This is a genomic window from Litoreibacter ponti, assembly GCF_003054285.1.
Classification (GTDB): Bacteria; Pseudomonadota; Alphaproteobacteria; order Rhodobacterales; family Rhodobacteraceae; genus Litoreibacter; species Litoreibacter ponti.
The window spans coordinates 784,554-806,401 of sequence record NZ_QBKS01000001.1 but is presented as its reverse complement, the minus strand read 5'-3'; the positions used below and the strand labels follow the sequence as shown (position 1 = coordinate 806,401).

The 21,848-nt window shown below is 65.7% G+C and carries 16 protein-coding genes; 10 read left to right on the top strand and 6 right to left on the bottom strand.

Annotated elements, in window-relative coordinates:
- Nucleotides 1-4: 4 nt before the first annotated feature.
- Complete coding sequence (urtB, locus tag C8N43_RS04065; protein ID WP_107844382.1) at nucleotides 5-1,933, bottom strand: urea ABC transporter permease subunit UrtB; 1,929 nt, start codon at nucleotides 1,931-1,933, stop codon at nucleotides 5-7.
- A 97-nt stretch (nucleotides 1,934-2,030) separates the two neighbouring features.
- Nucleotides 2,031-3,314, bottom strand: a complete 1,284-nt coding sequence (gene urtA / locus C8N43_RS04060) for an urea ABC transporter substrate-binding protein (RefSeq protein WP_107844381.1) — start codon at nucleotides 3,312-3,314, stop codon at nucleotides 2,031-2,033.
- A 542-nt stretch (nucleotides 3,315-3,856) separates the two neighbouring features.
- Between urtA and C8N43_RS04055 the strand changes: the two genes are divergently transcribed.
- From C8N43_RS04055 to C8N43_RS04020, 8 genes are all read left to right on the top strand, one after another.
- Nucleotides 3,857-5,590 carry an ABC transporter substrate-binding protein gene (locus tag C8N43_RS04055; protein ID WP_107844380.1) on the top strand — a complete coding sequence of 578 codons (1,734 nt, stop codon included), beginning with the start codon at nucleotides 3,857-3,859 and terminating at the stop codon, nucleotides 5,588-5,590.
- Between the two features lie 116 nt (nucleotides 5,591-5,706).
- Nucleotides 5,707-6,756, top strand: coding sequence for an ABC transporter ATP-binding protein (locus C8N43_RS04050; protein WP_107844379.1), 1,050 nt, complete (start codon nucleotides 5,707-5,709; stop codon nucleotides 6,754-6,756).
- Nucleotides 6,756-7,829 (top strand): ABC transporter ATP-binding protein, encoded by a 1,074-nt coding sequence (locus tag C8N43_RS04045; RefSeq protein ID WP_107844378.1) that lies wholly within the window; start codon nucleotides 6,756-6,758, stop codon nucleotides 7,827-7,829. The genes C8N43_RS04050 and C8N43_RS04045 overlap by 1 nt, the downstream gene beginning before the upstream one ends.
- Entirely contained in the window at nucleotides 7,826-8,689 is an 864-nt protein-coding gene (locus C8N43_RS04040) for a carbohydrate ABC transporter permease (protein WP_107844377.1), read from the top strand. The genes C8N43_RS04045 and C8N43_RS04040 overlap by 4 nt, the downstream gene beginning before the upstream one ends.
- Nucleotides 8,686-9,483, top strand: a complete 798-nt coding sequence (locus C8N43_RS04035; protein WP_107844376.1) for a carbohydrate ABC transporter permease — start codon at nucleotides 8,686-8,688, stop codon at nucleotides 9,481-9,483. Before C8N43_RS04040 ends, C8N43_RS04035 begins: the two co-directional genes overlap by 4 nt.
- A 15-nt stretch (nucleotides 9,484-9,498) precedes the next feature.
- A complete protein-coding gene (locus C8N43_RS04030; RefSeq protein WP_107844375.1) occupies nucleotides 9,499-9,777 on the top strand; it encodes a DUF2160 domain-containing protein in 279 nt (92 codons plus the stop codon).
- 84 nt (nucleotides 9,778-9,861) lie between these two features.
- Entirely contained in the window at nucleotides 9,862-10,257 is a 396-nt protein-coding gene (locus C8N43_RS04025; protein ID WP_107844374.1) for a BlaI/MecI/CopY family transcriptional regulator, read from the top strand.
- Nucleotides 10,244-11,386 (top strand): M56 family metallopeptidase, encoded by a 1,143-nt coding sequence (locus tag C8N43_RS04020; RefSeq protein ID WP_107844373.1) that lies wholly within the window; start codon nucleotides 10,244-10,246, stop codon nucleotides 11,384-11,386. Before C8N43_RS04025 ends, C8N43_RS04020 begins: the two co-directional genes overlap by 14 nt.
- 62 nt (nucleotides 11,387-11,448) lie before the next feature.
- Here C8N43_RS04020 and C8N43_RS04015 read toward each other — a convergent pair whose 3' ends face one another.
- The 4 genes from C8N43_RS04015 to C8N43_RS04000 are packed head-to-tail and all read right to left on the bottom strand — an operon-like array spanning nucleotide 11,449 to nucleotide 16,063.
- On the bottom strand, nucleotides 11,449-12,003 hold the full coding sequence (locus C8N43_RS04015) for a pyridoxamine 5'-phosphate oxidase family protein (protein ID WP_107844372.1): 555 nt from the start codon (nucleotides 12,001-12,003) through the stop codon (nucleotides 11,449-11,451).
- Nucleotides 11,996-13,042 (bottom strand): lipocalin-like domain-containing protein, encoded by a 1,047-nt coding sequence (locus C8N43_RS04010; RefSeq protein WP_107844371.1) that lies wholly within the window; start codon nucleotides 13,040-13,042, stop codon nucleotides 11,996-11,998. Before C8N43_RS04010 ends, C8N43_RS04015 begins: the two co-directional genes overlap by 8 nt.
- Complete coding sequence (locus tag C8N43_RS04005; RefSeq protein WP_107844370.1) at nucleotides 13,032-15,410, bottom strand: FtsX-like permease family protein; 2,379 nt, start codon at nucleotides 15,408-15,410, stop codon at nucleotides 13,032-13,034. The genes C8N43_RS04010 and C8N43_RS04005 overlap by 11 nt, the downstream gene beginning before the upstream one ends.
- Complete coding sequence (locus C8N43_RS04000) at nucleotides 15,407-16,063, bottom strand: ABC transporter ATP-binding protein (RefSeq protein ID WP_107844369.1); 657 nt, start codon at nucleotides 16,061-16,063, stop codon at nucleotides 15,407-15,409. Before C8N43_RS04000 ends, C8N43_RS04005 begins: the two co-directional genes overlap by 4 nt.
- Nucleotides 16,064-16,252: 189 nt before the next feature.
- Here C8N43_RS04000 and C8N43_RS03995 point away from each other — a divergent pair, with 189 nt between their 5' ends.
- Together C8N43_RS03995 and C8N43_RS03990 are read left to right on the top strand one after the other, a co-directional pair.
- Nucleotides 16,253-18,043, top strand: coding sequence for an autotransporter assembly complex protein TamA (locus tag C8N43_RS03995; protein WP_107844368.1), 1,791 nt, complete (start codon nucleotides 16,253-16,255; stop codon nucleotides 18,041-18,043).
- Nucleotides 18,043-21,834: a translocation/assembly module TamB domain-containing protein gene (locus tag C8N43_RS03990; RefSeq protein ID WP_107844367.1), complete on the top strand. Its 3,792-nt coding sequence runs from the start codon at nucleotides 18,043-18,045 to the stop codon at nucleotides 21,832-21,834. The genes C8N43_RS03995 and C8N43_RS03990 overlap by 1 nt, the downstream gene beginning before the upstream one ends.
- The last annotated feature ends 14 nt before the right edge of the window (nucleotides 21,835-21,848 follow it).

Here is a 21,848-nt window from a genome sequence, read left to right as displayed (position 1 = left end):
GGGATCAATCCGCCGCCGCGCGGCCTTTGGGGGCGACGATGCCCTTGGGCCGGAATTGGATGAAGAGGATGATGAACAGGATCATGTAGGTCTGCGCGGCTAGCGTGTTGGACGGGTTCAGCCACTCAATGCCCTTTTGCAGGAAGCCGATCATCGACGCGCCCGCCAGCGTGCCCCAGACATTGCCGACGCCGCCCACGACCACGGTCATGAAGCTTTGCACGATGTAGTCCGCGCCCATCTCGGACGTCACCTTGGCGTAGAGCCCGATGGCCACGCCCGCGATCCCCGCGATGCCGGAGCCAAGCCCGAAGGTCAGCATATTGATGCGGTCCGGGTTGATGCCCATGCTCGCCGCCATGCCGGGGTTCTGGGTCACGGCGCGCACTTCCAGCCCCAGCCGGGTGCGCTTGAGCACGAACAGGATCAGCGCGAGGAACATCAGCGCCAGCACGAAGATCGCGATACGGATGTAGCTGATCGCGATCACGTCCGAGATCACCCAAGCCCCGTCCAGCCACGCGGGCGAGGTCAGGGGGCGCGCCTGCGTGCCGAAGATGTTCTTGGCCAACTGCTGCAACGCAATCGAGATCCCGAAGGTCGCCAGCAAGGTCTCCAGCGGGCGGTGGTAGAGATGCCGGATCACCAGCCGCTCCATCGTGACGCCGGCCGCAAACGTGATGGCGAAGGCCACGGGCAGGGCGACCAGGATCGACACGGTGTAGTCGGGGATGAACAGCTGGATGACGTAGCCGGTGTAGGCGCCCATCATGATGAACTCGCCATGGGCCATGTTGATGACCCCCATCACGCCAAAAGTGATCGCCAGCCCGATGGCCGCAAGGAAGTAGATCGAGGCGAGCGAGAGACCGTCGAGCGCCAAATCCGCCGTCTGCGCCAGTGCGACGCGGCTCTCGACCGAAGCCAAAGCGGCCTCTGCGGCGGCGGTGATGTCGGCGTTCGGCTCGTCGTAGATCTCGTAGAACACATGCTCATCGAGCGCGGCATCACGGTAGACCTGCGTGACCAGTTGCGGCACCAGATCGTCCGCGGCCAGCCGCGCATAGGCGCGCTCGCGGGCCGCGTTGGTGTTCATCTGCGCCACGGGCAAGCCAGCGACCATGCCGCCCTCTAGGTTTGCTTCCAACGCCGCACGGATCGCGTCAGGCGTGGTGCGGGGCGGGGCAAGCTCTGCCGAGACAAGCTGGGCGTAGAACGCATCGGGTGCGGTGGTCGGGTCAAGGATGCGGGCGATATTGCCCTCAGGCGCCTCTTTGGCGACGCCTGCCTCGACTTCGAGGATTTGGTTCAGCACCGACCGCGCCTCGACCGATGTGTCTTGGGCGAGGCTCTCAATCGCCGCGATCCGGTCCTCTGGCGCGTCTGCGAAACGCGCGGACATGAAATTGGCAAGCTGGGTCTTGCGGGCCTTCAGCCCGGCATCGGTTTCACCGTCGATGGAGGCGAGCAGGGGGGCGAGCTGCGCGGCTTCCGGCCTGCGCGCAATCGAGGCCACTGCGCTTTCGCGCCGGGACAGGTCAGGGTCAGACAGTTGGAACTGCACCAGCGCCGTGCCAATCACCCGGCGCACGCCGCCATTGGGCTTCAGCTGGGTAAATTCGTCCTTGGCCCCGGTGGTCTCGGCACCGCTGTCAATGTCGCGCAAAGCAAGCGTTTCACCATCGGCTTCGGCGATGAAAAACAGGCCATCCGCGTCGCGCTGCCAGACATTCTTGTCGGACCATTCCTCCAGAAAAACCAGAACCTGCGGTAGGCCGGACGCCACCAGATCATCCAGCACAACACCGACCGACGCGCGCTTCGGCTTGGCGATTTGATCGGCATGGGTTTGCAAAAGTGTCTGTAATTGCTGGGCGTTTGCGGGAATTGCAAGGCCGAGGCACACAGCCAGAACGGAGAGGATCAGGCGCATGGGGACGGGGACCGCTCTGTCTTGAGGTCGATACTTGGAAAGGCGAGGGGCTGCGGGGCCGACAGGGAGGTTCGGCCCCGCAACAGGTGCGTTCAGCTTAGTAGTTGGAGGTCAGCTGCACGCAGGATTTGGTCTCGGTGTTGTACATCCCGCAACCGAGGTCTTTCCAATCGGACACCAGTTTGGCGCTTTCCGGCAGGAAGTCGGTCCAGGCGTCGCCCGGCACTTCGGAGGTCTTAGAGATGATGTCGAACTGACCCTCGGCGGTGATCTCGCCGATCAGAACCGGCTTGGCCAGGTGGTGGTTCGGCAGCATCACGGCGGTGCCGCCGGTCAGGTTCGGGAATTCCTGCCCATACATCGCGGTGCGCACGGCGTCGACGTCGGTGGACCCGGCGGCTTCAGCCGCGTTCACCCACATGTTGAAGCCGATATAGTGGGCTTCCATCGGGTCGTTGGTCACACGATCTTCACCGGCGAAGGCCTTCCACGCCTTGATGAATTCGGCGTTGGCGGGTGTCTCGGCGGACTGGAAGTAGTTCCATGCGGCCAAGTGGCCAACAAGGTTCGAGGTGTCGAGACCCGACAGCTCTTCCTCACCCACGGAGAAGGCCACGACGGGGATGTCGTCGGCAGAGATGTCGGCTGCGGCCAGCTCTTTGTAGAAGCCGATATTCGCGTCGCCGTTGATGGTGGAGATCACACCGACCTGCTTGCCGTCCTCGCCCAGGGCGACGACGTCGCCGACGATGGTCGCCCAGTCAGAATGGCCGAAGGGCGTGTAGTTGACGAAGATGTCTTCCTTCGCGATGCCTTTGTCCTGCAGATACTGCTCGAGGATGTTGTTCGTGGTGCGCGGGTAGACATAGTCGGTGCCCAGCAGCGCGAATTTCTCGACGCCCAGCTCTTCCAGGAAGTAGTCCACTGCAGGGATGGCCTGCTGGTTCGGCGCGGCGCCGGTGTAGAACACGTTCTTGGAGCTTTCCTCGCCCTCATACTGCACCGGGTAGAACAGCAGGCCGTTGAGCTCTTCGATCACCGGCAGCACAGATTTGCGCGACACGGAGGTCCAGTTGCCGAAGATCACGTCCACTTTGTGCACGGTCAGCAGCTCGCGCGCTTTCTCGGCAAAGAGCGGCCAGTCGGAGGCGGGGTCGACTACCACGGCTTCCAGCTCGCAGCCCAAAACGCCACCTTTGGCGTTTTGCTGCTCGATGAGCATCAGCATGGTGTCTTTCAATGTTGTCTCGGAGATCGCCATGGTGCCCGACAGCGAGTGCAGCACACCAACTTTGATCGGGGCGTCGCAGGCGAGCGCAAGAGAGGTCGTGCCCAGCAGCGCGGCGCAGGCGAGGGTGGGTAGTTTAGCGAAGTTGGCCATAGTCTAGCGTCCCTATTGTCGCTGCGGGCGGTCGAGACGGCGCGAAAGGGGCTGTCCCTGCCGATCCAAACCGATAGGCAGGACCCGCAACAGTGATGTTGTAGTCGCGTGGGGGGAGATATCTGCCAGGATGGCCCTCCACGCGGCGTTCATGCCCCCCAGGCGGGGACAGCGGCAGATGGCGACAATCCGATGGGCCAAGCCAGCTTTCGGGCGGTTGCGGGAGCCGGGAGACCCGGTTTTGTGTAATTTTGCACACAAAAACTGTGCAGGTGCTCAATTCTTAGACTCTTTACGCGCGGTAAATTCCGGGTGCCGATGCTCAACTTGGCAGCGCCCCGGGGAGAGTCGCGGCATTTCTGTGCATCGGCGAAATTTCGGCCTTTCCGGTTCTGCGGCGCAGCAAGGAATTGTGATAACCCATTGTTTAATAATAGTTTAAATCTACTAATAATTTAGTTTGACAGATTTGTGCAAGTGCATCTACCGTTACGGCGTGGGCAGAAACCTGCCTGCAGAAATAAACATAGGGAGGAGACAGGATGCGCAAGTATCTGCTCTCCGCGACAGCGGCCGTGGCCGTCATCGCGGGATCTGGGACTGCTTTTGCGGACGCCGCCGCAGCTCAGAAATGGATTGACTCAGAATTCCAGCCATCGACGCTCAGCAAAGACGAGCAAATGGCCGAGATGGAATGGTTCATTCAGGCCGCCGAGCCATATTCCGGCATGGAAATCAACGTGCTGTCGGAGGGTATTCCGACCCACGGCTACGAGAGCGAAGTGCTTACCAAGGCGTTTGAGGAAATCACCGGCATCAAGGTGAACCACCAGATCCTGGGCGAGGGCGAGGTCGTGCAGGCGGTGCAGACCCAGATGCAGACCAACCGCAACCTCTACGACGGCTACGTCAATGACAGTGACCTGATCGGCACGCACTCGCGTCTGCAGCAGGCCTATAACCTGACAGACATGATGGCGGGCGACTGGGCGGCGACGACCTCGCCGACGCTGGATCTGGCCGACTTCATGGGCACCCAGTTCACCACCGGCCCCGATGGCGACCTGTACCAGCTGCCCGACCAGCAATTCGCGAACCTCTACTGGTTCCGCAAGGACTGGTTCGACCGCGAGGACCTGCAAGCGGCCTTCAAGGAAAAGTACGGCTATGATCTGGGCGTCCCGGTCAACTGGTCGGCCTACGAGGACATCGCCGAGTTTTTCTCCAACGACGTCAAGAATATCGACGGTGTCGATATCTACGGCCACATGGATTACGGCAAGCGCGCGCCCGATCTGGGCTGGCGCATGACCGATGCGTGGCTGTCGATGGCCGGCGCAGGCTCAAAGGGTGAGCCGAACGGCGTGCCGATCGACGAGTGGGGCATCCGTATGGAAGAGGGCTCGTGCAACCCGGCTGGCGCATCCGTGTCCCGCGGTGGTGCGGCCAACGGTCCTGCGGCGGTCTACGCGATCCGCAAGTGGGACGAATGGCTGCGCAACTACGCGCCTCCCGGTGCGGCTAGCTACGACTTCTACCAGTCGCTGCCTGCTCTGGCCCAGGGCAACGTGGCCCAGCAGATCTTCTGGTACACGGCATTCACCGCCGACATGGTGAAGCCGCAATCCGAAGGCAACAACACGGTGGATGCAGATGGCAACCCGCTGTGGCGCATGGCCCCGTCGCCCCACGGCCCGTACTGGGAAGAAGGCCAGAAGGTCGGCTATCAGGACGTGGGCTCCTGGACTTTCCTGACCTCCACGCCCTCTGACCGGGCGCAGGCGGCATGGCTTTACGCGCAGTTCGTGACCTCCAAGACCGTCGATGTGAAGAAGTCCCATGTGGGTCTGACTTTCATTCGCGACAGCTCGGTGAACCACGAAAGCTTCACGGAACGTGCCCCCAAGCTGGGCGGACTGGTCGAGTTCTACCGCTCGCCCGACCGCGTGGCCTGGAGCCCGACCGGCATCAACGTGCCGGACTATCCGAAGCTGGCCCAGATCTGGTGGCAGCAGATCGGTGACGTGAACTCCGGTGCCTTCACCCCGCAGGAAGCCATGGACCGTCTGGCCGAGGAGATGGACATCACCATGTCCCGGATGCAGCGCGCCGACGAGGCACAGAACGTCTACGGTGGCTGCGGCCCGCGCCTGAACGAAGAGCGTGACGCCGAGTATTGGTTCGCCAATGGCGGCGCCAAGCCCAAGCTCGACAACGAGAAGCCGCAAGGCGAGACCGTGAACTACGACGAGCTGGTCGCCCGCTGGAACCAGTAAGCACCTTTCCGGTCCCCGGTTGAAACCGGGGGCCGGTCTTTCGGGGGCTCCCGCCTTGGTATGTATGTCCGGGCGGGGGCCTTCCTGCCGCGCCTTCAAACACAAAGACCAAACTCATGACACTTGAGCTCAAACAGGCCACCAAGGTGACCCGCGGGATCACCCATATCAAGCCGACCTCGCTGGTGCTGGAGACCGGGCATTTCAACGTCCTGCTGGGCCAGACCGGTGCGGGCAAGACATCCCTGATCAAGCTGATGGCGGGTCTCGACCCGCTGGCTTCTGGGCAGATTTTCTTCGACGGGCAGGACGTCTCCAAACTGTCGACGCAGAAACGCAACATCTCGCTGGTGCACCAGTTCTTCGTGAACTACCCGCAGATGAGCGTCTACGACAACATCGCCTCCCCGTTGCGGGTCGCAGGCATGGCCAAGTCCGAGATCGACGACCGGGTGCAGGAAGCTGCCAAGCTGATGAAGCTGGAGCCGATGCTCAAGCGCCGCCCGCAGGAACTCTCCGGCGGCCAACAGCAACGCTGCGCGCTGGCGCGCGCGATTGCCAAGGAAAGCCGCGCGGTGTTCCTCGACGAGCCCTTGGCCAATCTCGACTACAAACTGCGCGAAGAGCTGCGCGAGCAGCTGCCGGAGCTGTTCGCCGGGCGCGGTGCCGTTGTGGTTTATGCAACGTCCGAGCCGGAAGAGGCGCTTCTTCTGGGCGGCCGCACCGCCTTGATGGAAGACGGGGTCGTCACCCAGTTCGGCCCCACGGCCGAGATCTACCGCAACCCCGCCAACCTGACCGCCGCGTCGGTCTTTTCCGACCCGCCGATCAACGTGCTCGACGTCACGTCCGAGAAGGGCGGCATCTGGGGCGGCGGCAACCTGACATGGAACGCCGATGACCGAAGCGCGTCCGAGGGCCAGTACCACTTCGCGATCCGCCCGCACCATGTCCGACCCACGCGCGGCAGCGACGCCGATGTCGAAGTCACGGGCCGCATTCAGGTGACCGAGTTGTCGGGCTCCGAGACCAGCGCGCATTTCGAAGTGCAGGGCCGGTCCTGGGTCAGCCTTGCCCACGGGGTGCACCCTTACCGCGTCGGCGAAGAGCACACCTTCTACATGGACCCGGCGGACGGTCTTTACTTTGCAAACGGGGCCGCGTGATGGCGAAAATTACCCTCTCCAAACTGCGACACTCCTACATGCCGAACCCGAAGGGCCCGGAGGATTACGCGCTGAAGGAAATCGACCTCGACTGGGAAGATGGCGGCGCCTACGCGCTGCTCGGCCCGTCGGGCTGCGGCAAGTCTACCTTGCTCAACATCATCTCGGGGCTGCTGGAGCCATCCGAGGGCGCGATCCTGTTCGACGACCGCGATGTCACAAGCCTGCCGCCCGACCAGCGCAACATCGCGCAGGTGTTCCAGTTTCCGGTGATCTACGACACAATGACCGTCTACGACAATCTGGCCTTCCCGCTGCGCAATCGCGGCTTTGCGGAGAAATTCGTCAACGAGCGCGTGACCGAGATCGCCGCGATGCTGGAGGTCGAAGAGATGCTGCGCACCCGCGCCGCGCATCTGTCACCTGACAACAAGCAGAAGATCTCCATGGGCCGCGGTTTGGTGCGCGACGACGTGAATGTCGTGATGTTCGACGAGCCGCTCACCGCGATCGACCCGCATCTGAAGTGGAAGCTGCGCTCGAAGCTGCGGGAGCTGCACCAGCGAGTGCGCGCCACGATGATCTACGTGACCCACGACCAGACCGAAGCGCTGACGTTTGCGGATCAGGTGGTCGTGATGCAGGAAGGCGAGGTCGTGCAGATCGGCACCCCCGTCGAGCTGTTCGAGCGGCCCCAACACACCTTCGTGGGCCACTTCATCGGATCGCCCGGCATGAACGTGCTCGCCGCTGACGAGCGCGATGGTGGTGTCAGCTTTGAAGGGCAAGCCGTTGCGTTGGAAGGGAAAGTGACCGGGCAGGGCGGTCTCGCCCAGATCGGCATCCGCCCCGAATTTGTGTCCCTGTCTGACACCGGTCTCTCTGCCCGGGTGCGCAAGGTCGCAGATGTCGGGCGCCATTCCGTGGTCGAGGCGATGGTCGGTGACACCCCCGTCAAAGCCATCGTCGAAGGCGATACCCCGGAACAGGGCGAAGAAGTCCATCTGGCCTTCCGTCCCGATCAGACCCGGCTTTACCGCGACGGCTGGCTCGCAACGGAGGCACGGACATGAAAACCGAAAACCAAAAGGCATGGTTCTTCGTGCTGCCGGTGCTGCTGCTGGTCGCCTTCAACGCGCTGATCCCGATCATGACCGTGGTCAACTACTCGGTGCAGGAAACCTTCGGGGACAACCTGTTCTTCTGGGAAGGGCTGACATGGTTCGAACAGATCCTGCGCTCGGAACGCTTCCACGCCGCCTTGGGTCGCCAGTTCCTGTTCACCTTCCTGATCCTGATCATCGAGGTACCGCTGGGCATCGCCATCGCGCTGGCCATGCCCAAGAAAGGCATCTGGGTGCCGGTCTGCCTCGTGACCATGGCGCTGCCGATGCTGATCCCGTGGAACGTGGTGGGGGCGATGTGGAACATCTTCACGCTGCCCGATATCGGCCTGCTGGGGTACTTCCTGAACAGTGTGCTGGGCATCGACTACAACATGACCCAAAGCCCGGTGGCCGCGTGGATCACCATCGTGACCATGGATGTGTGGCACTGGACGTCGCTGGTGGTGCTGCTTAGCTACGCGGGCCTCGTCTCGATCCCGGATGCCTACTATCAGGCGGCCAAGATCGACGGGGCGTCCCCGTGGAAAGTGTTTCGCTACATCCAGTTGCCCAAGATGAAGACCGTGCTGACCATCGCGATCCTTCTGCGCTTCATGGACAGCTTCAACATCTACACCGAGCCCTTCGTGCTGACGGGCGGCGGGCCGGGCAACTCCACCACGCTTCTGTCGATTGACCTCGTCAAAATCGCCCTCGGTCAGTTCGATCTTGGCCCGGCGGCGGCGATGAGCCTGATCTACTTCGCGATCACGTTGCTGGTCAGCTGGTTGTTCTACACTCTGATGACAAAGGATGATGCGAAATGAGGAAAAGGTCTCTTATTCCAATCCTCTATATCCTGTTCCTGATGCTGCCGATCTACTGGCTGGTGGCGATGAGCTTCAAGACCACCAACGAGATCCTGTCGGGCTTCTCGCTGTTCCCGCAGACCTTCACGCTGGAGAACTACCGGGTGATCTTCACCGACCCAAGCTGGTACTGGGGCTACATCAACTCGATCATCTATGTGTCGCTCAACACGGTAATCTCGATCACGGTGGCGCTGCCCGCGGCCTACGCGTTCTCGCGCTACAGCTTTCTGGGCGACAAGACGCTGTTCTTCTGGCTGCTGACCAACCGCATGGCCCCTGCGGCGGTCTTCGCGCTGCCGTTCTTCCAGCTCTATTCCTCGGTCGGGCTGTTCGACACGCATATCGCGGTGGCGTTGGCGCATTGCCTGTTCAACATCCCGCTGGCGGTGTGGATCCTCGAAGGCTTCATGGGGGGCGTGCCGAAAGAGCTGGATGAGACGGCCTATGTCGACGGCTACTCGTTCCCGCGTTTCTTCATCACGATCTTCCTGCCCACGATCAAGGCGGGCGTGGGCGTGGCAGCGTTCTTCTGCTTCATGTTCTCGTGGGTCGAGCTGCTGCTGGCCAAGACCCTGACTGCGGTCGAGGCCAAGCCGATTGCGGCCACCATGACCAAGACCGCCTCATCCGCGGGATACGAGCTGGGATTGCTGGCCGCCGCCGGGACCCTGACGATTATTCCGGGCGCGATCGTGATCTACTTCGTGCGCAACTACATCGCGAAGGGCTTCGCCCTTGGCCGAGTTTAGGGGGGAGAGTGTAAGATGCTGAGCTGGATGGCATGGACCTGGCCCACGGGGCTGTTCTTCATCGGGTTGTTCACCGCGATGGCGATCATCACGGTGATCGAGATCCGCAAACCCGGCACGTCCGAGCGCAAGGGCGCCTTGGGCCTGACCACGACGCGCGGGGACCGCTTGTTCCTGACGATGCTGGGCTCGGCCTACATTTTCCTTGCGTGGCTCGGGATCATGGGCGAGCCGCTTTGGGCCCCGCTGGGCCTGTCGCTGGCCTGGGGCGTGTTTTGCTTCTGGAAGGTCTGAGAAGAAAATGATTTGCGGCACCGGAAATCTGGGCTTTACTCGCTCCCTGTAACGAGTGAGCGGTGCCCGAAGGGCAGGACAGTGATGAAACAGAAAAAGAAAAACGATTTGCTGACGGAGGTGGAGCTGGAGTTCATGACCCAGCTCTGGGCCTTGGAAGAGGGGACAGTGCGCGATGTGCTGGACCAGCTGCCGGAAGGCCGCAACCTCGCCTATACGTCAGCCGCCACGATCCTGCGTATCCTCGAGCAAAAGGGGTTCGTGACCAGCCGGAAGGATGGCAAGCGCCATATCTTCACCCCCGCGCTGGCCAAGGACGCCTACCAGACCCGCTCACTCAAGCACCTCTCGGTCAAGCTTTTCGACGACGCGCCCGCGGCCCTTGTGGCCCGGCTTGTCGATGATGCGGAGCTGACCGACGAGGCTTTGGGGCAAATCCGGGCGCTTGTGGATCGGAGGTTGAAGAATGATACCGGGTGACGCTGTTCTCGACGCTTTTATCAATGCCAATATCCTGTTTGCCGTGGCCTACGGGCTGTGGTGGCTCGCACGCGGGCTTCTCGATGGCGCGGGGCTGCGCCACGCCTATGCGACGCAGCTGAGGCTGCTCAATACGGTCTTCGTGGCCATTGTGCTGTCGCCGTTCCTGATCCTTGGGCTGACGCAGCTGATGGCGGCGCTCGCGCCCGGGGTCAGCATGAACCTGTCCGACCGGGTCGTGGCGCTGTACCTCAATGGAGGCTTCGAGATGCGCGCGACCGAGTTCGAGCGCCTGATTTCGATGCGCGATACGATCACCGGCGACATCCTCGGCGCGCGGGGGCCCTTGGCGCAGGGTGTGATTGCCGCCTTCCTTGCGGGCTGCGCTCTGGGGCTCGCGCGGCTTGGCTACTCGATGCTGTGCCTGCGCAGGATCGTGGCGACCAGCTACGCCTGGCGCCGTTTCGGGCGCCTGCGCATCCACCTATCCGACCGGGTGCTGGTGCCGTTCTCGACGCGCGGGCTGTGGAATTACTACGTGGTGATCCCGTCCGGGATGCTTGCGAATGCCGATGAGCTGCGCGTCTCGCTCGCCCACGAGTTCCAGCATCTGCGCCAGGGCGATATCGAGTGGGAGATCCTGCTTGAAGCGCTCAAGCCCGCCTTCTTCCTCAACCCCGCCTATCACGCGTGGAAGCGCCGGGTGGAGGACCTGCGCGAGCTGGCCTGCGACAGCGAAGTCCTGGGCCGCGGCCGCATCGGCCCGCGCGCCTATTGCGAGACCTTGCTGAGCGTGTGCCAGCAGACCCTGCGCCGCGACCGGGCCTTTGTCATTGCCGTGCCCAAGGTTACGCTTGTGACCGCGGATCGCAGCGCGCTGCGCGACGGCAAGATGAGCTTTCTGGAGCAGCGCATCGTCACCCTTCTGGACGCGCGCCACCTGCGTCACCCGCGGCTGGTCTTCGCCGCGATGATCCTGCCGCTGCTGGCCGCCATTCTGGTCACCGCCATGGCGATCCAGCGGCCCGGGGACTGGAGCCAGGACCGGCTGATGTTATCCACCGTGGTCAATCTGGAGCGGCTCGACGAGATCAACCGCCTGTCCACCTTTGGGCGGATCCGGAACTAAGCCTCAAAGGTAACCCGTGGGTTACCTTTGGTTAAACGATTGAATCGCCCTGATTTCTCAGATCAGGGCGAGACCCATCGCCCCGCCCATCCGTCGCGCGCGACGAAGACGGCCCGTCTGTGGCGCTCCTGCAGCTCGACCAGATCGATATGCTCGAGATGGCAGATCAGCACCGCGAACCCGTCCCGCAGCCCGGGCTTTTCGTAGTCAAAGGGTCCGTCGATGGCGGTGCCGGGCGTAGGCTGCGTCCCGTAGGATTGCCGCGCGGGGTCGGGGACCTTCTGCCAGCGCGCATCGGCCTTCGGGCCGGTCACGATCTCGACCCGGGCGCGGGCGCGGATCTGCAGTCTGGGGGAGGGGTCCCAGACCTGCAGCTCCGCATAGGGCGTGGCCCGCAGCGCCGCGATCTTGGCCGTGTGCGGGTCGGTGTGGACCTCCAGCGTGGCGTCCTCCTGCGAGGCCGCGCGTAGCACCACCGTGCGGACCTCTGGCAGGCCCTCGGGCGAGACGGTGGCGAATGTAATGTTGCGCGCCGCCGCGCGCCGGTCCGCCACACCGCGCCCCAGGCGCTGCCAGGCGAGGCGCAGGAAGACCTGCAGGTCCGCGGGGTCACTCATAGCCGGTCATCTCCAGATAGCCGATCCCGTCATGGCTGCCGCGCACGGTGACGGGGCCTTCCCAATAGGAAATCGCAAGGCCCATCCAGGCCTGTTCATTGATCGCCGCGACCTCGACCTCGACATCGCGGGCGGGCACGCGCAGGCGCCAGCGGACGGGGACGTCACGGCCCTCGACCCGGGCGGTCTCCAGTGGCTCGGCCTCGATCTCGCCGTCGCCCATGGCCGTCGTCGTGCCATCGGCTGCGATCCACGTGCCGGAGGTGAAGAAACTGCCGTCGCGCTGGCGCAGGCGGAATCCCATCAGCTTGTCCCCGTCGTCGAAGCTGAGCGAGAACCAGTCCCAGCCGGTCTGATCCTCCGATAAAGGCTGCGAGGACCATTCCCGATCGAGCCACGCCTGACCCGTCACCGCGACGTCGCCCTCGGGCAGGGTGAGCGTGCCGTCGAGCGCGAAGAAGGGTTGCGAGTAGTAGTAGCTGGCCTGCCCCTGCGCCGACTTCACCGAGTAGCCGCGGTCGCCGTGGAAGACCAACGGGCCTTGCGCGTTGAGCGAGACGTCATAGGCGAAATCAGGCCCAGCGGCCCGCAGGCGCATCGTGTCGAAATCGGGCCCCGCCATCTCCCACTCGTCGATCCACGCGCGGAACGGCGCGGGCTCCACGCCTGCCTGTCCGATGCCGCCACGGGCGAAGCGTTCTGTGGCCAGATGAGTGTCGGGCGTGGTCACGGCGGCGTGGGCGAACCAGACTTGCGGCGATGACCAGCCGGGCGCCTCGCCCGGCGCAAGGGCGGAACGGAACAGCGTCCATTGCAGCCCGTAGGGCGTGCCGTCGGGGCCGATCATATTGGCCGTCACATACCACCACTCGATGCGAAAATCGGGATGCGCGCCGTGATCGGCGGGGAAGTCAAAGGCCGTGCCGCGCTCGGGGCGGGCGAAGCCATCGGCCTCGGTCCCGATGCCCGCGAAGCCTTGTGCGAAGGCCTGAAGGGGCAGGAGCAGGAGCAGGGCCAGCAGAAACGCTCTAACGCTCATTGGCAAACACCTTCAACAAGTCCGACGGCGGCGTGCGCGCCAGACGCCACGCGGGCCACAGCGCCGCCAGCGCCGCGGCGAGCAGCGCGAAGAGGCCAAGGCGCGCGTAGTCGAGCGGGAACAGGAACATCGGCAGCTTCCACCCGAAAGCCTGCACATTGACCACCGCCAGCAAAACCCAGGCCAGCGCAAGGCCCAGCGGCAAGGCCAAGAGCGCCGTCAGGCTGGCGAGGATCAGCGCGCGGATCAGCTCTAGCCGGCCCATTTCGCGCCGCGTCAGCCCAAGCGCCCATACGGGCGCGAGCTGCGGCACGCGCATGGCCGACAGGGTCAGCAGGCTCATCAGGATCGCGAAGCCCGCGACGCTCAGGGTCAGCACGTTGAGCGCGGCGGTCACGGTAAACGTTCGCTCGAACACGCCCAGCGAGAACGCCTTGATCCCGGCCTGATCGATGATGTTTTCGGCGGGCAGGCCGAACGTCTCAACCAATGCACGGCGCAGGGCGTCGGGGTCGTCGGTGCGCAGGCCGAAACGGGTCGGGCGCTCGCCCGGGTGGAGGGTCGCGAAGAGCGGCTCGGAGATGATGACCTGCCCGATGGGATTGCCGTAATCGCCGAACACGCCCGCGATGGGCAGGGTCAGATCGGCGCTCAGCGCCAGCGGGTCGCCCACCCAAAGCCCCGCGCGCCGTGCGAGCTGCTCGTTGATCAACAGCGCCTCACCCGCCGCGACGCGATCCCACGGGGCGGGGCTTGCATCCAGAAAGGTCCAGTTTTCGCGGTAAGTGTCGCCGATGCGTGCGCCGTAAAGTTCCGCGGGCAGGCCCGCCGCGGTGGTGTCGACCGACAGGATCGGCATGACCTCGCGCGCGCGCTCCAGCGCGAACGCCTCCAGCCGCGCGGCGTCGGTCGCGGCGGTCGAGACATAAAGCTCTGCCGCCAGGCGCTGGTCGAGAAAACCCACGAAGGTCGTCCGGAAGCTCGACACCATGGTCGAGACGCCGACATTGGCCGCCATGGCCAGCAGCAGCGCCATCAAGGCAAGGCTGAGGCCGCGCAGCTGCTGGCGCGTGTCGGCCCAGAACCATTGCCATTTCACCGCGCGGGTCGTTCGGGCGGCCAGCGTGAGCACCCGGTCCAGCACCATGGGCAGCGCTAGCGCCGCGCCGATCAGCAGGCAGCCGAGCAGCGCGAAGCCGGCGATCAGGCCTTCGCCAAACAGGGCAAGCAGCGCGGCCCCAGACAGTAACGCCACGGCTCCCACGATCTGCCAAGCCCGCGCCTTGCCGCTGGCCATCGCCCAGGCCCGCGCGCCGCCGCTGGCCAGCAGCGGCATTCGTGCGATCTGCCACAGCGCACCAGACGCGGCGAGCGCCGCACCGACGAGCGCGATGGCCAGACCCGAGAGCCACCATTCGGGGCGCAGTTGCAACTGGTTGCTGACCTCTGCGCCGTAGAGCCCGCGCAAGGTGGCGGCGACGTCGGGCAGCAGCGTCGCGGCGACGAGATAGCCCAGCACGACGCCAAGCGCGCCCGCAACAAGCGCGAGCGCGGTGATCTCGAGCGCGAGCAGAGCGATCAGGCGCGACAACGGCATGCCCACCGCGCGCAGGGTGCGGACCATGGCGCGGCGCTGCTCGAAGGCGAGACCGATCGCGCCATGCACGATGAAAATGCCGACGGCGAAGCTGAGCAGGCCGAAGGCGGTCAGGTTCAGATGGAAACTGTCGGTCAGCCGTCCGATATCGCTGCCGCCTTGCGCGGCGCGCAGGGTCAGATCTGGGGCGAGCGTGTCGAGCGGCGGTCGGCCCAGGGGCTGGATGGGGGCGATGATCAAGCGGCTGATCCCCGGCTGCCCCAGCAACTCCTGCGCGGTGGAGATGTCGGCGAGCGCGGTGCCCGGCGCGATATCGGGGTTCTCGGTGACCCGCAAACCCTCGCGGGCGATCCGGGACGCGGTCTGGGCGTCGGCGAAGACGGTCGCGCCGCCCAGCACATCGCCAAGCTCCTGCTCGGGCCCAAGGCTGACAGGTCCCATGCCGCCGGGGGAGGTCAGCGGGTCCAGACCGATGACGCGAATGCCGTCCAGCTCGCCCTCGACGACCGGGCTGACCTGCCAGCCCGCGCGGCGCAGGGCCACATAAGTCGCAAGGGGGATGGTGCTGCCCGCACGCGGCACAAGCTGGTCGTAGCGGCCCTCGTCCAAGGTCGCCGCCGCCGCGTCGTAGCTGGCGCGCGCCTCGACATTGACGGCCTGCACCCCTGTCCATAGCGCCGTGGCCAGCGCCAGCCCCGCGATCAGGGTAAACAGCTGCAACTTGTTGCGCAGCCAATGGGACCAGAGCGCCTGAAGTCCGGCGGCGGTCACGCGAGGCGGCCTTGCTTGAGATGCAGGCGTCGCGACATGCGCGCGGCGAGCGTGGGCGAGTGGGTGACCATCATCAGCGCCGCGCCGGTGTCCGTCACGAGGCGCAGCAATTGGTCGAGCACATCCGTGGCCGTGGCCTCGTCAAGGTTGCCCGTGGGCTCGTCGGCCAGCACCAGCTGGGGCCGGGCCGCGAGCGTGCGTGCGATGGCCACGCGCTGCTGCTGGCCGCCTGACAGCTGCTCTGGGTATTTGTCGAGCTGCGCGCCAAGGCCGAGCGCCTGCGCCAGCTGTGCGATATGCGCGTCATCGGCGCGACCTGCGAGGCGCGCCTGAAAGCTGATATTGGCCGAAACGGGCAGAGACGGGATCAGGTTGAACTGCTGGAAGATCACGCCGACGGTCTCGCGCCGCAGCGCCGCGCGGGCGGTGTCGCCCATCGCGGTGACGTCCCGGCCCGCAATTTCGATGCGCCCGCCATCGGCGACATCGAGCCCGCCGACCAGATGCAGCAGCGTGCTTTTGCCGGAGCCGGATTCGCCCGTCAGCGCCAGCGTCTCGCCTGCATCAAGCTGCAAGTCCACGCCGCGCAGCACCTCCACCGGGCCTTCGGCGCCGGGGTAGGATTTTGTCAGGTCTTCGACGCGCAGCAGCATGGGCTCTCCTTCGGCGCCAAGAGGTAACCCGTCTGACGCAAATGTCACGAGGGATCGGCCCGCGCCACGTTGCAGTCGCGCCGCGTGGGGCGTAGAGCATTAGGGAGCACCGCATGCGGGAACCGATCTCCCCGCCTTGGCGTTTTGCGACTGACGTGGGCCGGGCTGACCGGAGGAGCACTAGACCTGATGCGACTACCTTTCGGCCGCGCGGCCCTGCTTCTTTTGATGTCTGTCCTGCCCGTGGCCGCGCTCGATGTGCGCATCGCCACCGACCGCCCCGACAGTGATCTGGCCGAGGCCTTGCGCGCCACCTCCCTGTCTGCGGGCCTTTTGCAACGCGAAGAGCCCGCCACGCCCCAAGACGTATTGGCCGCCGCGCAAGCGGACTACGCGCGACTGGTCGGGCTGCTGTACGACCGGGGATATTTTGGCCCGGTGATCTCGATCAAGCTGGACGGGCGCGAGGTCGCGTCGATCCCCGCCGTGGCCCCGCCGCGTGCGGTCGGCACGGTGCAGATCACAGTGCGCGAAGGCCAGCAATTCCGCTTTGGCGATGTGCAGCTCACGCCGCTGGCCCCGGGCACGGAGTTGCCGGAAGACTTCGCCCGCGGCGCGCAGGCCTCGACCTCGACCTTGCGCGATGCCGCCGAGGCGGGCGTGACCGGGTGGCGGGACGTGGGCCATGCGAAGGCGGCGCTGTCGGGCCAGACGATCATCGCGCGCCACGATGCGGGCGCACTTGATGCGGACCTGCGGCTTGATCCCGGCCCGCGCCTGCGCTTTGGCGATCTGGTGATCCGCGGACCCGAGCGGATGCGCGAGGACCGCATCCGCGATATCGCGGGGCTGCCCACGGGGTCGGTGTTCGATCCTGAGGAGCTGGAGCTTGCCGCCACCCGCCTGCGCCGCACGGGCGTTTTCAGTGTCGTGGTGCTCAGCGAGGCGGAGCAGCCGCGCGGCGACGTGCTTGATATCAACACGCAGCTGACCGAGGCCAAGCCACGCCGCTTTGGCTTCGGCGCGGAGCTTTCGACGCAGCAGGGCCTCGGCCTGAGCGCCTTCTGGCTCCACCGCAATCTGTTCGGGGGCGCCGAGCGGCTGCGCATCGAGGGCGAGGTCGAGGGGATCGGCGGCGACAGCGGCGGCGAGGATTACAATGTGCAGCTGACCTTCGGCCGCCCCGCGACCTTCAACGAGGACACGGATTTCTACGCGGAGGCCGAGATTTCAAGCGAGGACGAGCCGAATTACAGCGCCGACCGCATCCGGCTGGAGGCGGGCATCCGGCGCTACGCCTCGCTGCAGCGTGAATACACGTTTGGTCTGGGGTTCGAGGCGGCCGATACGGTGGACGCCTTCGGAGAGCAATCCTACCGCATCCTGACCGCGCCGATGGGCGCCGAGTTCGACTACCGCAACAACGAGCTGAACGCGACGGACGGCTACTACGCGCGGGTCGCGCTGACGCCGTTTCTCAATATCTCAGGCACCGCCAGCGGGGTGCGGCTGTTTGCCGACGGACGGGTCTATCGCAGCTTCGGGGCCGAGGACCGATTCACCTTCGCGCTGCGGGGCCAGCTTGGCGCGGTGAGCGGGCCGAGCCTTCAGGACGCGCCCGTGGATTTCCTGTTCTACTCCGGCGGCGGTGGCACGGTGCGGGGGCAGGACTACCAGTCGCTCGGGGTCGAGCTGGCCTCGGGCGCGACGGTGGGCGGGCGGTCGTTCATCGGCCTGTCGGGCGAAATCCGGGCCAAGACCACGGACAACCTCAGCATCGTGGGCTTCTACGATTTGGGCTATGTCGGCTCGGAGGAGTTCCCCGATGGCAGCAGTGGCGAGTGGCACAGCGGCGCGGGGCTCGGCATCCGCTATGACACGGGGATCGGCCCGGTGCGGCTTGATGTCGGGCTGCCGATTTCAGGCCCCAGCGATCAGAGCGGCTTCGAGATCTACATCGGCATCGGGCAGGCCTTCTGATGCGCGTCTGGGGCCTTTTGCTGGCGGCGATGGTCGCCCTCTGGACGGGCTTTGTTGCGGCGCAACAGCTGGCCGAAGACCTGTCGGGTGAGAGCGACCGCGGGTTCGTGGCGGGGCTGCTTGAGGGCGCGCTTGGCGGCGAGGGCCGCACGGTGCGCGTTGAAGGCTTTGAAGGCGCGCTCAGCAGCACGGCCCAGATCGCGCGGATCACCATTGCCGACGATCAGGGCGTGTGGCTGGAGCTGCGCGAGATAGAGATGGTCTGGACCCGCTCGGCGCTGCTGCGGGGGCGCATCGAGATCGACGCGTTGACCGTGGCCGAAGCGATCCTATCCCGCCCGCCGCAAGCGCCGCCATCGGACATGCCAAGCCCTGAGGCGCAGGGGTTCAGCTTGCCGAACCTGCCGGTGTCGGTCGAGATCGAGCGGGTGGAGATCGGGCGCATCGCCCTGGGTGCGCCGATCCTTGGGGCAGAGGCGGAGATGACGCTGGCGGCTTCCGCGCGGCTGGCGGATGGCTCCGGCGCGGCGCAGATCGATGCGCGGCGCATCGACGGGCAGGCAGGCAACTTCGCGCTGAACGCGAGTTTTGACGCTGGCAGCGAGGCGGTCGTGATCGACCTGCAGCTTGACGAGGCCGCCGATGGGCTGGTGGCGCGCAGCCTGAACCTGCCGGGACGGCCCTCCGTGCGGTTGGCGGTGCAGGGCGAGGGGCCGCTGGACGATCTGCAAACCGAGATCGCACTGGACACGAATGATGAGCCCCGGCTGCGCGGCGCGGTGACCCTGACGGGCCGCGGCGATGGCGGGCGCAGTTTTGAGGCCGACCTCAGTGGCAATCTCGCGCCGCTCTTCCCGTCCGCCTACCAGCCGTTCTTTGGCGACACCGTCGCCCTGGCCGCGGAAGGCGCGCAGGATGGCGCGGGTGCGCTGACGCTCGACGCCCTGCGTTTCGAGACCGGCGCGACGGAGCTTGACGGCGCGCTGGCCCTGTCGCCGGACTACTGGCCAACGCGGTTTGATATGCAGGGCCGCATCGGTGCGCCCAATGGCGGGCCGCTGTTGCTACCCTTTGGTGAAAGCCCCATTCGCATTGAAGCCGCGCGGCTGAGCGTCGCCCATGACAATGCGCAGAGCGAGGCCTGGACGGCGGAAGTGACCGTCGATCAACTCGACACCGCCGCGGTTGTGGCGGGCGAGGTTCAGATCACGGCGGAAGGCACGCTCGACGACATAAGCGCGCCGCAATCGGGCGTCACCGGCGCGGTGCAACTCGCCGCGAGCGATGTGGCGTTCGAAGACGCGGCCGTGCAAAGTGCCGTGGGCGCGCAGGTGCAGGGCCGTTTTGACGTCGCCTACCGCGAGGGCGCGCCCGTGCAGATCACCGGTCTGGAGCTCAGCGGCGATCAATACGGTCTCACCGGCGAGGTGCTGGTTGCCGGGCTCGATGCGGAGTTCGAGACGCGGTTTGACACCACATTGCAGGCGCGCGATCTCGCTCGCTTCGCGCCCCTTGCCGGGGTCGATCTGCGCGGCGCGGCGGAGGCCCAGCTTGACGGCCGCGTGGACGCGGGCGGCGCGTTCGAGATTGCCGTCAAGGCGGCCACGCGGGAGCTTGGTGTGGGCATCGCGCAAGCGGATGCGGTGCTGGCGGGACAGACGACGCTGGTGATGGACGCTGTGCGCGACGCGGCCGGGACCCGCGTGCCCCGGCTTGATATCACCAATCGCCAATTGGCGCTGACGGCGACGGCGGACATCGTGACCGATGCGACAACGGCAGAATTCGATCTGCGCCTGCCCGATGCCAGCGTGATCGACCCACAGCTTGAGGGGACCGTGCGGCTTACCGGCGGCGCGTCGCAAGCCCCTGAAGGCTGGTCGATCCGCGCCGATGGCACAGGGCCTTTCGACGCGACCGTAGAGGTCGATGGCCGCGTCACCGGGGCCGAGCCTGCGGTGGATTTCTCGGCCCGGCTGCCGGATATCGCGCCGCTGGCCCCGGGCTATACCGGCGCGGCGTCGGTTTCGGGGCGGGCTACCCAGAACGACGCGGGCTGGTCCGTCGACACGCAGATCACCGGGCCGTACGGGCTGAACGGCGAGGTGGCAGGGCAGGTGACAGGGCTCAACACGCCCGACATCCGCTATGCGCTGCGCTTGCCGAATGTGCGCCCTCTGGTATCGAGCGTGAACGGCGCGGCGACGGTCGAGGGCACGGCGCAGGCGCAGGGCGAGGCTATTGTGGTGAATGCCAGCCTGTCGGGGCCTTACGGGTCCTCTGCCCGGGTCTCGGGTCCTGTGACCGGCCCCGCGCCGCAGGTGGAGTTCTCGGCCAGCGTTCCCGATGTCGGACCCTTTGGCGTACCGTTGCGCGGGGCGCTGGATGTCGACGGGCGTGCGGTCCAGCAGGGTGCCAGCTGGCGGATCGACACGCGCATGCGCGGTCTTGGCGGGACGGATGCCAGCGTGTCGGGCACGGTCGGCGGCGGGGCGATGGCGCTGTCGGCGAACGGGAGCGCGCCGCTGGCGCTGGCGGGGCCGTTTATTGCGCCGCGCAGCCTTGCCGGGCAGGCGCAGTTTGATCTGCGCCTTGATGGCGCGCCCGGTCTGCAAGGCCTGTCCGGCACGGTCACGACGCAAGGCGCGCGCCTGTCGGCCCCGACTTTCGCAGTCGCACTCGAAGGGATCGATGCACGGATCGGGTTGTCGGGCGGACAGGCGCAGCTTGATATCTCGGGTGCGGTGTCCACCGGTGGGCAGATCACCCTGCGCGGGCCGGTGGATTTGACCGGCGGCATGCGAGCCGCCCTGACCGCACGGCTCGAGGCGGTGCGGCTGGTTGATCCCACGCTCTATGAGACAGTGCTTCAGGGGCAGGTCCGCGTGGAAGGGCCGCTGAGCGGTGGGGCCCAGATCAGCGGGCAGATCGGCGTGGGCGAGACGAATATCGTGGTGCCGTCGGCCTCGACCAGCGGCTTTGCCATCGTGCCGGAAATTATCCACCAAGGCGCGCCCCCTGCGGTGCGCCAGACCATCGCGCGCGCCGGGTTGGACGGTAACGGAGAGGACGCGGGCGAGGGCGGTGCGGGCCCGGACTACGGGCTGAATATCGTGATCAACGCGCCGTCGCGCATCTTCGTGCGCGGGCGCGGGCTGGACGCAGAGATGGGCGGGCGGCTGACCTTGCGCGGCACCACGAACAACCTGATTTCAGCCGGGCGGTTCTCGCTGGTGCGCGGGCGGCTGGATGTGCTGGGCAAACGCTTCGTGCTGGACGAGGGCTCCGTCGATCTGCAGGGCCAGCTCGATCCGTTCCTGCGCTTTGCGGCCACAACGAACACCAGCGTCGGCACCGCCACGGTTCTGATCGAAGGCCCGGCATCGGAGCCGCGGGTGCGTTTCGTCTCCTCGCCGGAGGCGCCGCAGGACGAGGTTTTGGCACAGATCTTCTTTGGCCGCGAGGCCAGCCAGCTGTCGGCCTTTCAGGCGCTGCAACTGGCCAGCGCGGTGGCGACCCTTGCGGGCGAGGGCGGGGAGGGCGTGATTTCGAAGCTGCGGCGCGGCTTCAACCTGGACGATCTTGATGTCACCACCGATGCCGAAGGCAATACCGGGCTGCGTGTCGGCAAATACCTGTCGGATAATGTCTATTCACAGGTGACGGTCGGCGACACGAATACGGCGGGGGTGTCGTTGAATATCGATCTGGCACCGAACCTGACCGCGAGCGGGCGGGTGAAATCCGACGGAGACACGTCGATCGGGATCTACTTCGGGAAAGATTACTGAGGCCGCAAAAAAGC

What these genes read in the sequence shown, in the direction of transcription:
- C8N43_RS03990 (WP_107844367.1), top strand. Translation starts at nt 18,043, where the DNA reads ATGCGCGTCTGGGGCCTTTTGCTGGCGGCGATGGTCGCCCTCTGGACG.
- C8N43_RS04035 (WP_107844376.1), top strand. Translation starts at nt 8,686, where the DNA reads ATGAGGAAAAGGTCTCTTATTCCAATCCTCTATATCCTGTTCCTGATG.
- C8N43_RS04010 (WP_107844371.1), bottom strand. Translation starts at nt 13,042, where the DNA reads ATGAGCGTTAGAGCGTTTCTGCTGGCCCTGCTCCTGCTCCTGCCCCTT.
- C8N43_RS04040 (WP_107844377.1), top strand. Translation starts at nt 7,826, where the DNA reads ATGAAAACCGAAAACCAAAAGGCATGGTTCTTCGTGCTGCCGGTGCTG.
- urtA (WP_107844381.1), bottom strand. Translation starts at nt 3,314, where the DNA reads ATGGCCAACTTCGCTAAACTACCCACCCTCGCCTGCGCCGCGCTGCTG.
- C8N43_RS04055 (WP_107844380.1), top strand. Translation starts at nt 3,857, where the DNA reads ATGCGCAAGTATCTGCTCTCCGCGACAGCGGCCGTGGCCGTCATCGCG.
- C8N43_RS04025 (WP_107844374.1), top strand. Translation starts at nt 9,862, where the DNA reads ATGAAACAGAAAAAGAAAAACGATTTGCTGACGGAGGTGGAGCTGGAG.
- C8N43_RS04050 (WP_107844379.1), top strand. Translation starts at nt 5,707, where the DNA reads ATGACACTTGAGCTCAAACAGGCCACCAAGGTGACCCGCGGGATCACC.
- C8N43_RS04030 (WP_107844375.1), top strand. Translation starts at nt 9,499, where the DNA reads ATGCTGAGCTGGATGGCATGGACCTGGCCCACGGGGCTGTTCTTCATC.
- C8N43_RS04015 (WP_107844372.1), bottom strand. Translation starts at nt 12,003, where the DNA reads ATGAGTGACCCCGCGGACCTGCAGGTCTTCCTGCGCCTCGCCTGGCAG.
- C8N43_RS04020 (WP_107844373.1), top strand. Translation starts at nt 10,244, where the DNA reads ATGATACCGGGTGACGCTGTTCTCGACGCTTTTATCAATGCCAATATC.
- C8N43_RS03995 (WP_107844368.1), top strand. Translation starts at nt 16,253, where the DNA reads ATGCGACTACCTTTCGGCCGCGCGGCCCTGCTTCTTTTGATGTCTGTC.
- C8N43_RS04045 (WP_107844378.1), top strand. Translation starts at nt 6,756, where the DNA reads ATGGCGAAAATTACCCTCTCCAAACTGCGACACTCCTACATGCCGAAC.
- urtB (WP_107844382.1), bottom strand. Translation starts at nt 1,933, where the DNA reads ATGCGCCTGATCCTCTCCGTTCTGGCTGTGTGCCTCGGCCTTGCAATT.
- C8N43_RS04000 (WP_107844369.1), bottom strand. Translation starts at nt 16,063, where the DNA reads ATGCTGCTGCGCGTCGAAGACCTGACAAAATCCTACCCCGGCGCCGAA.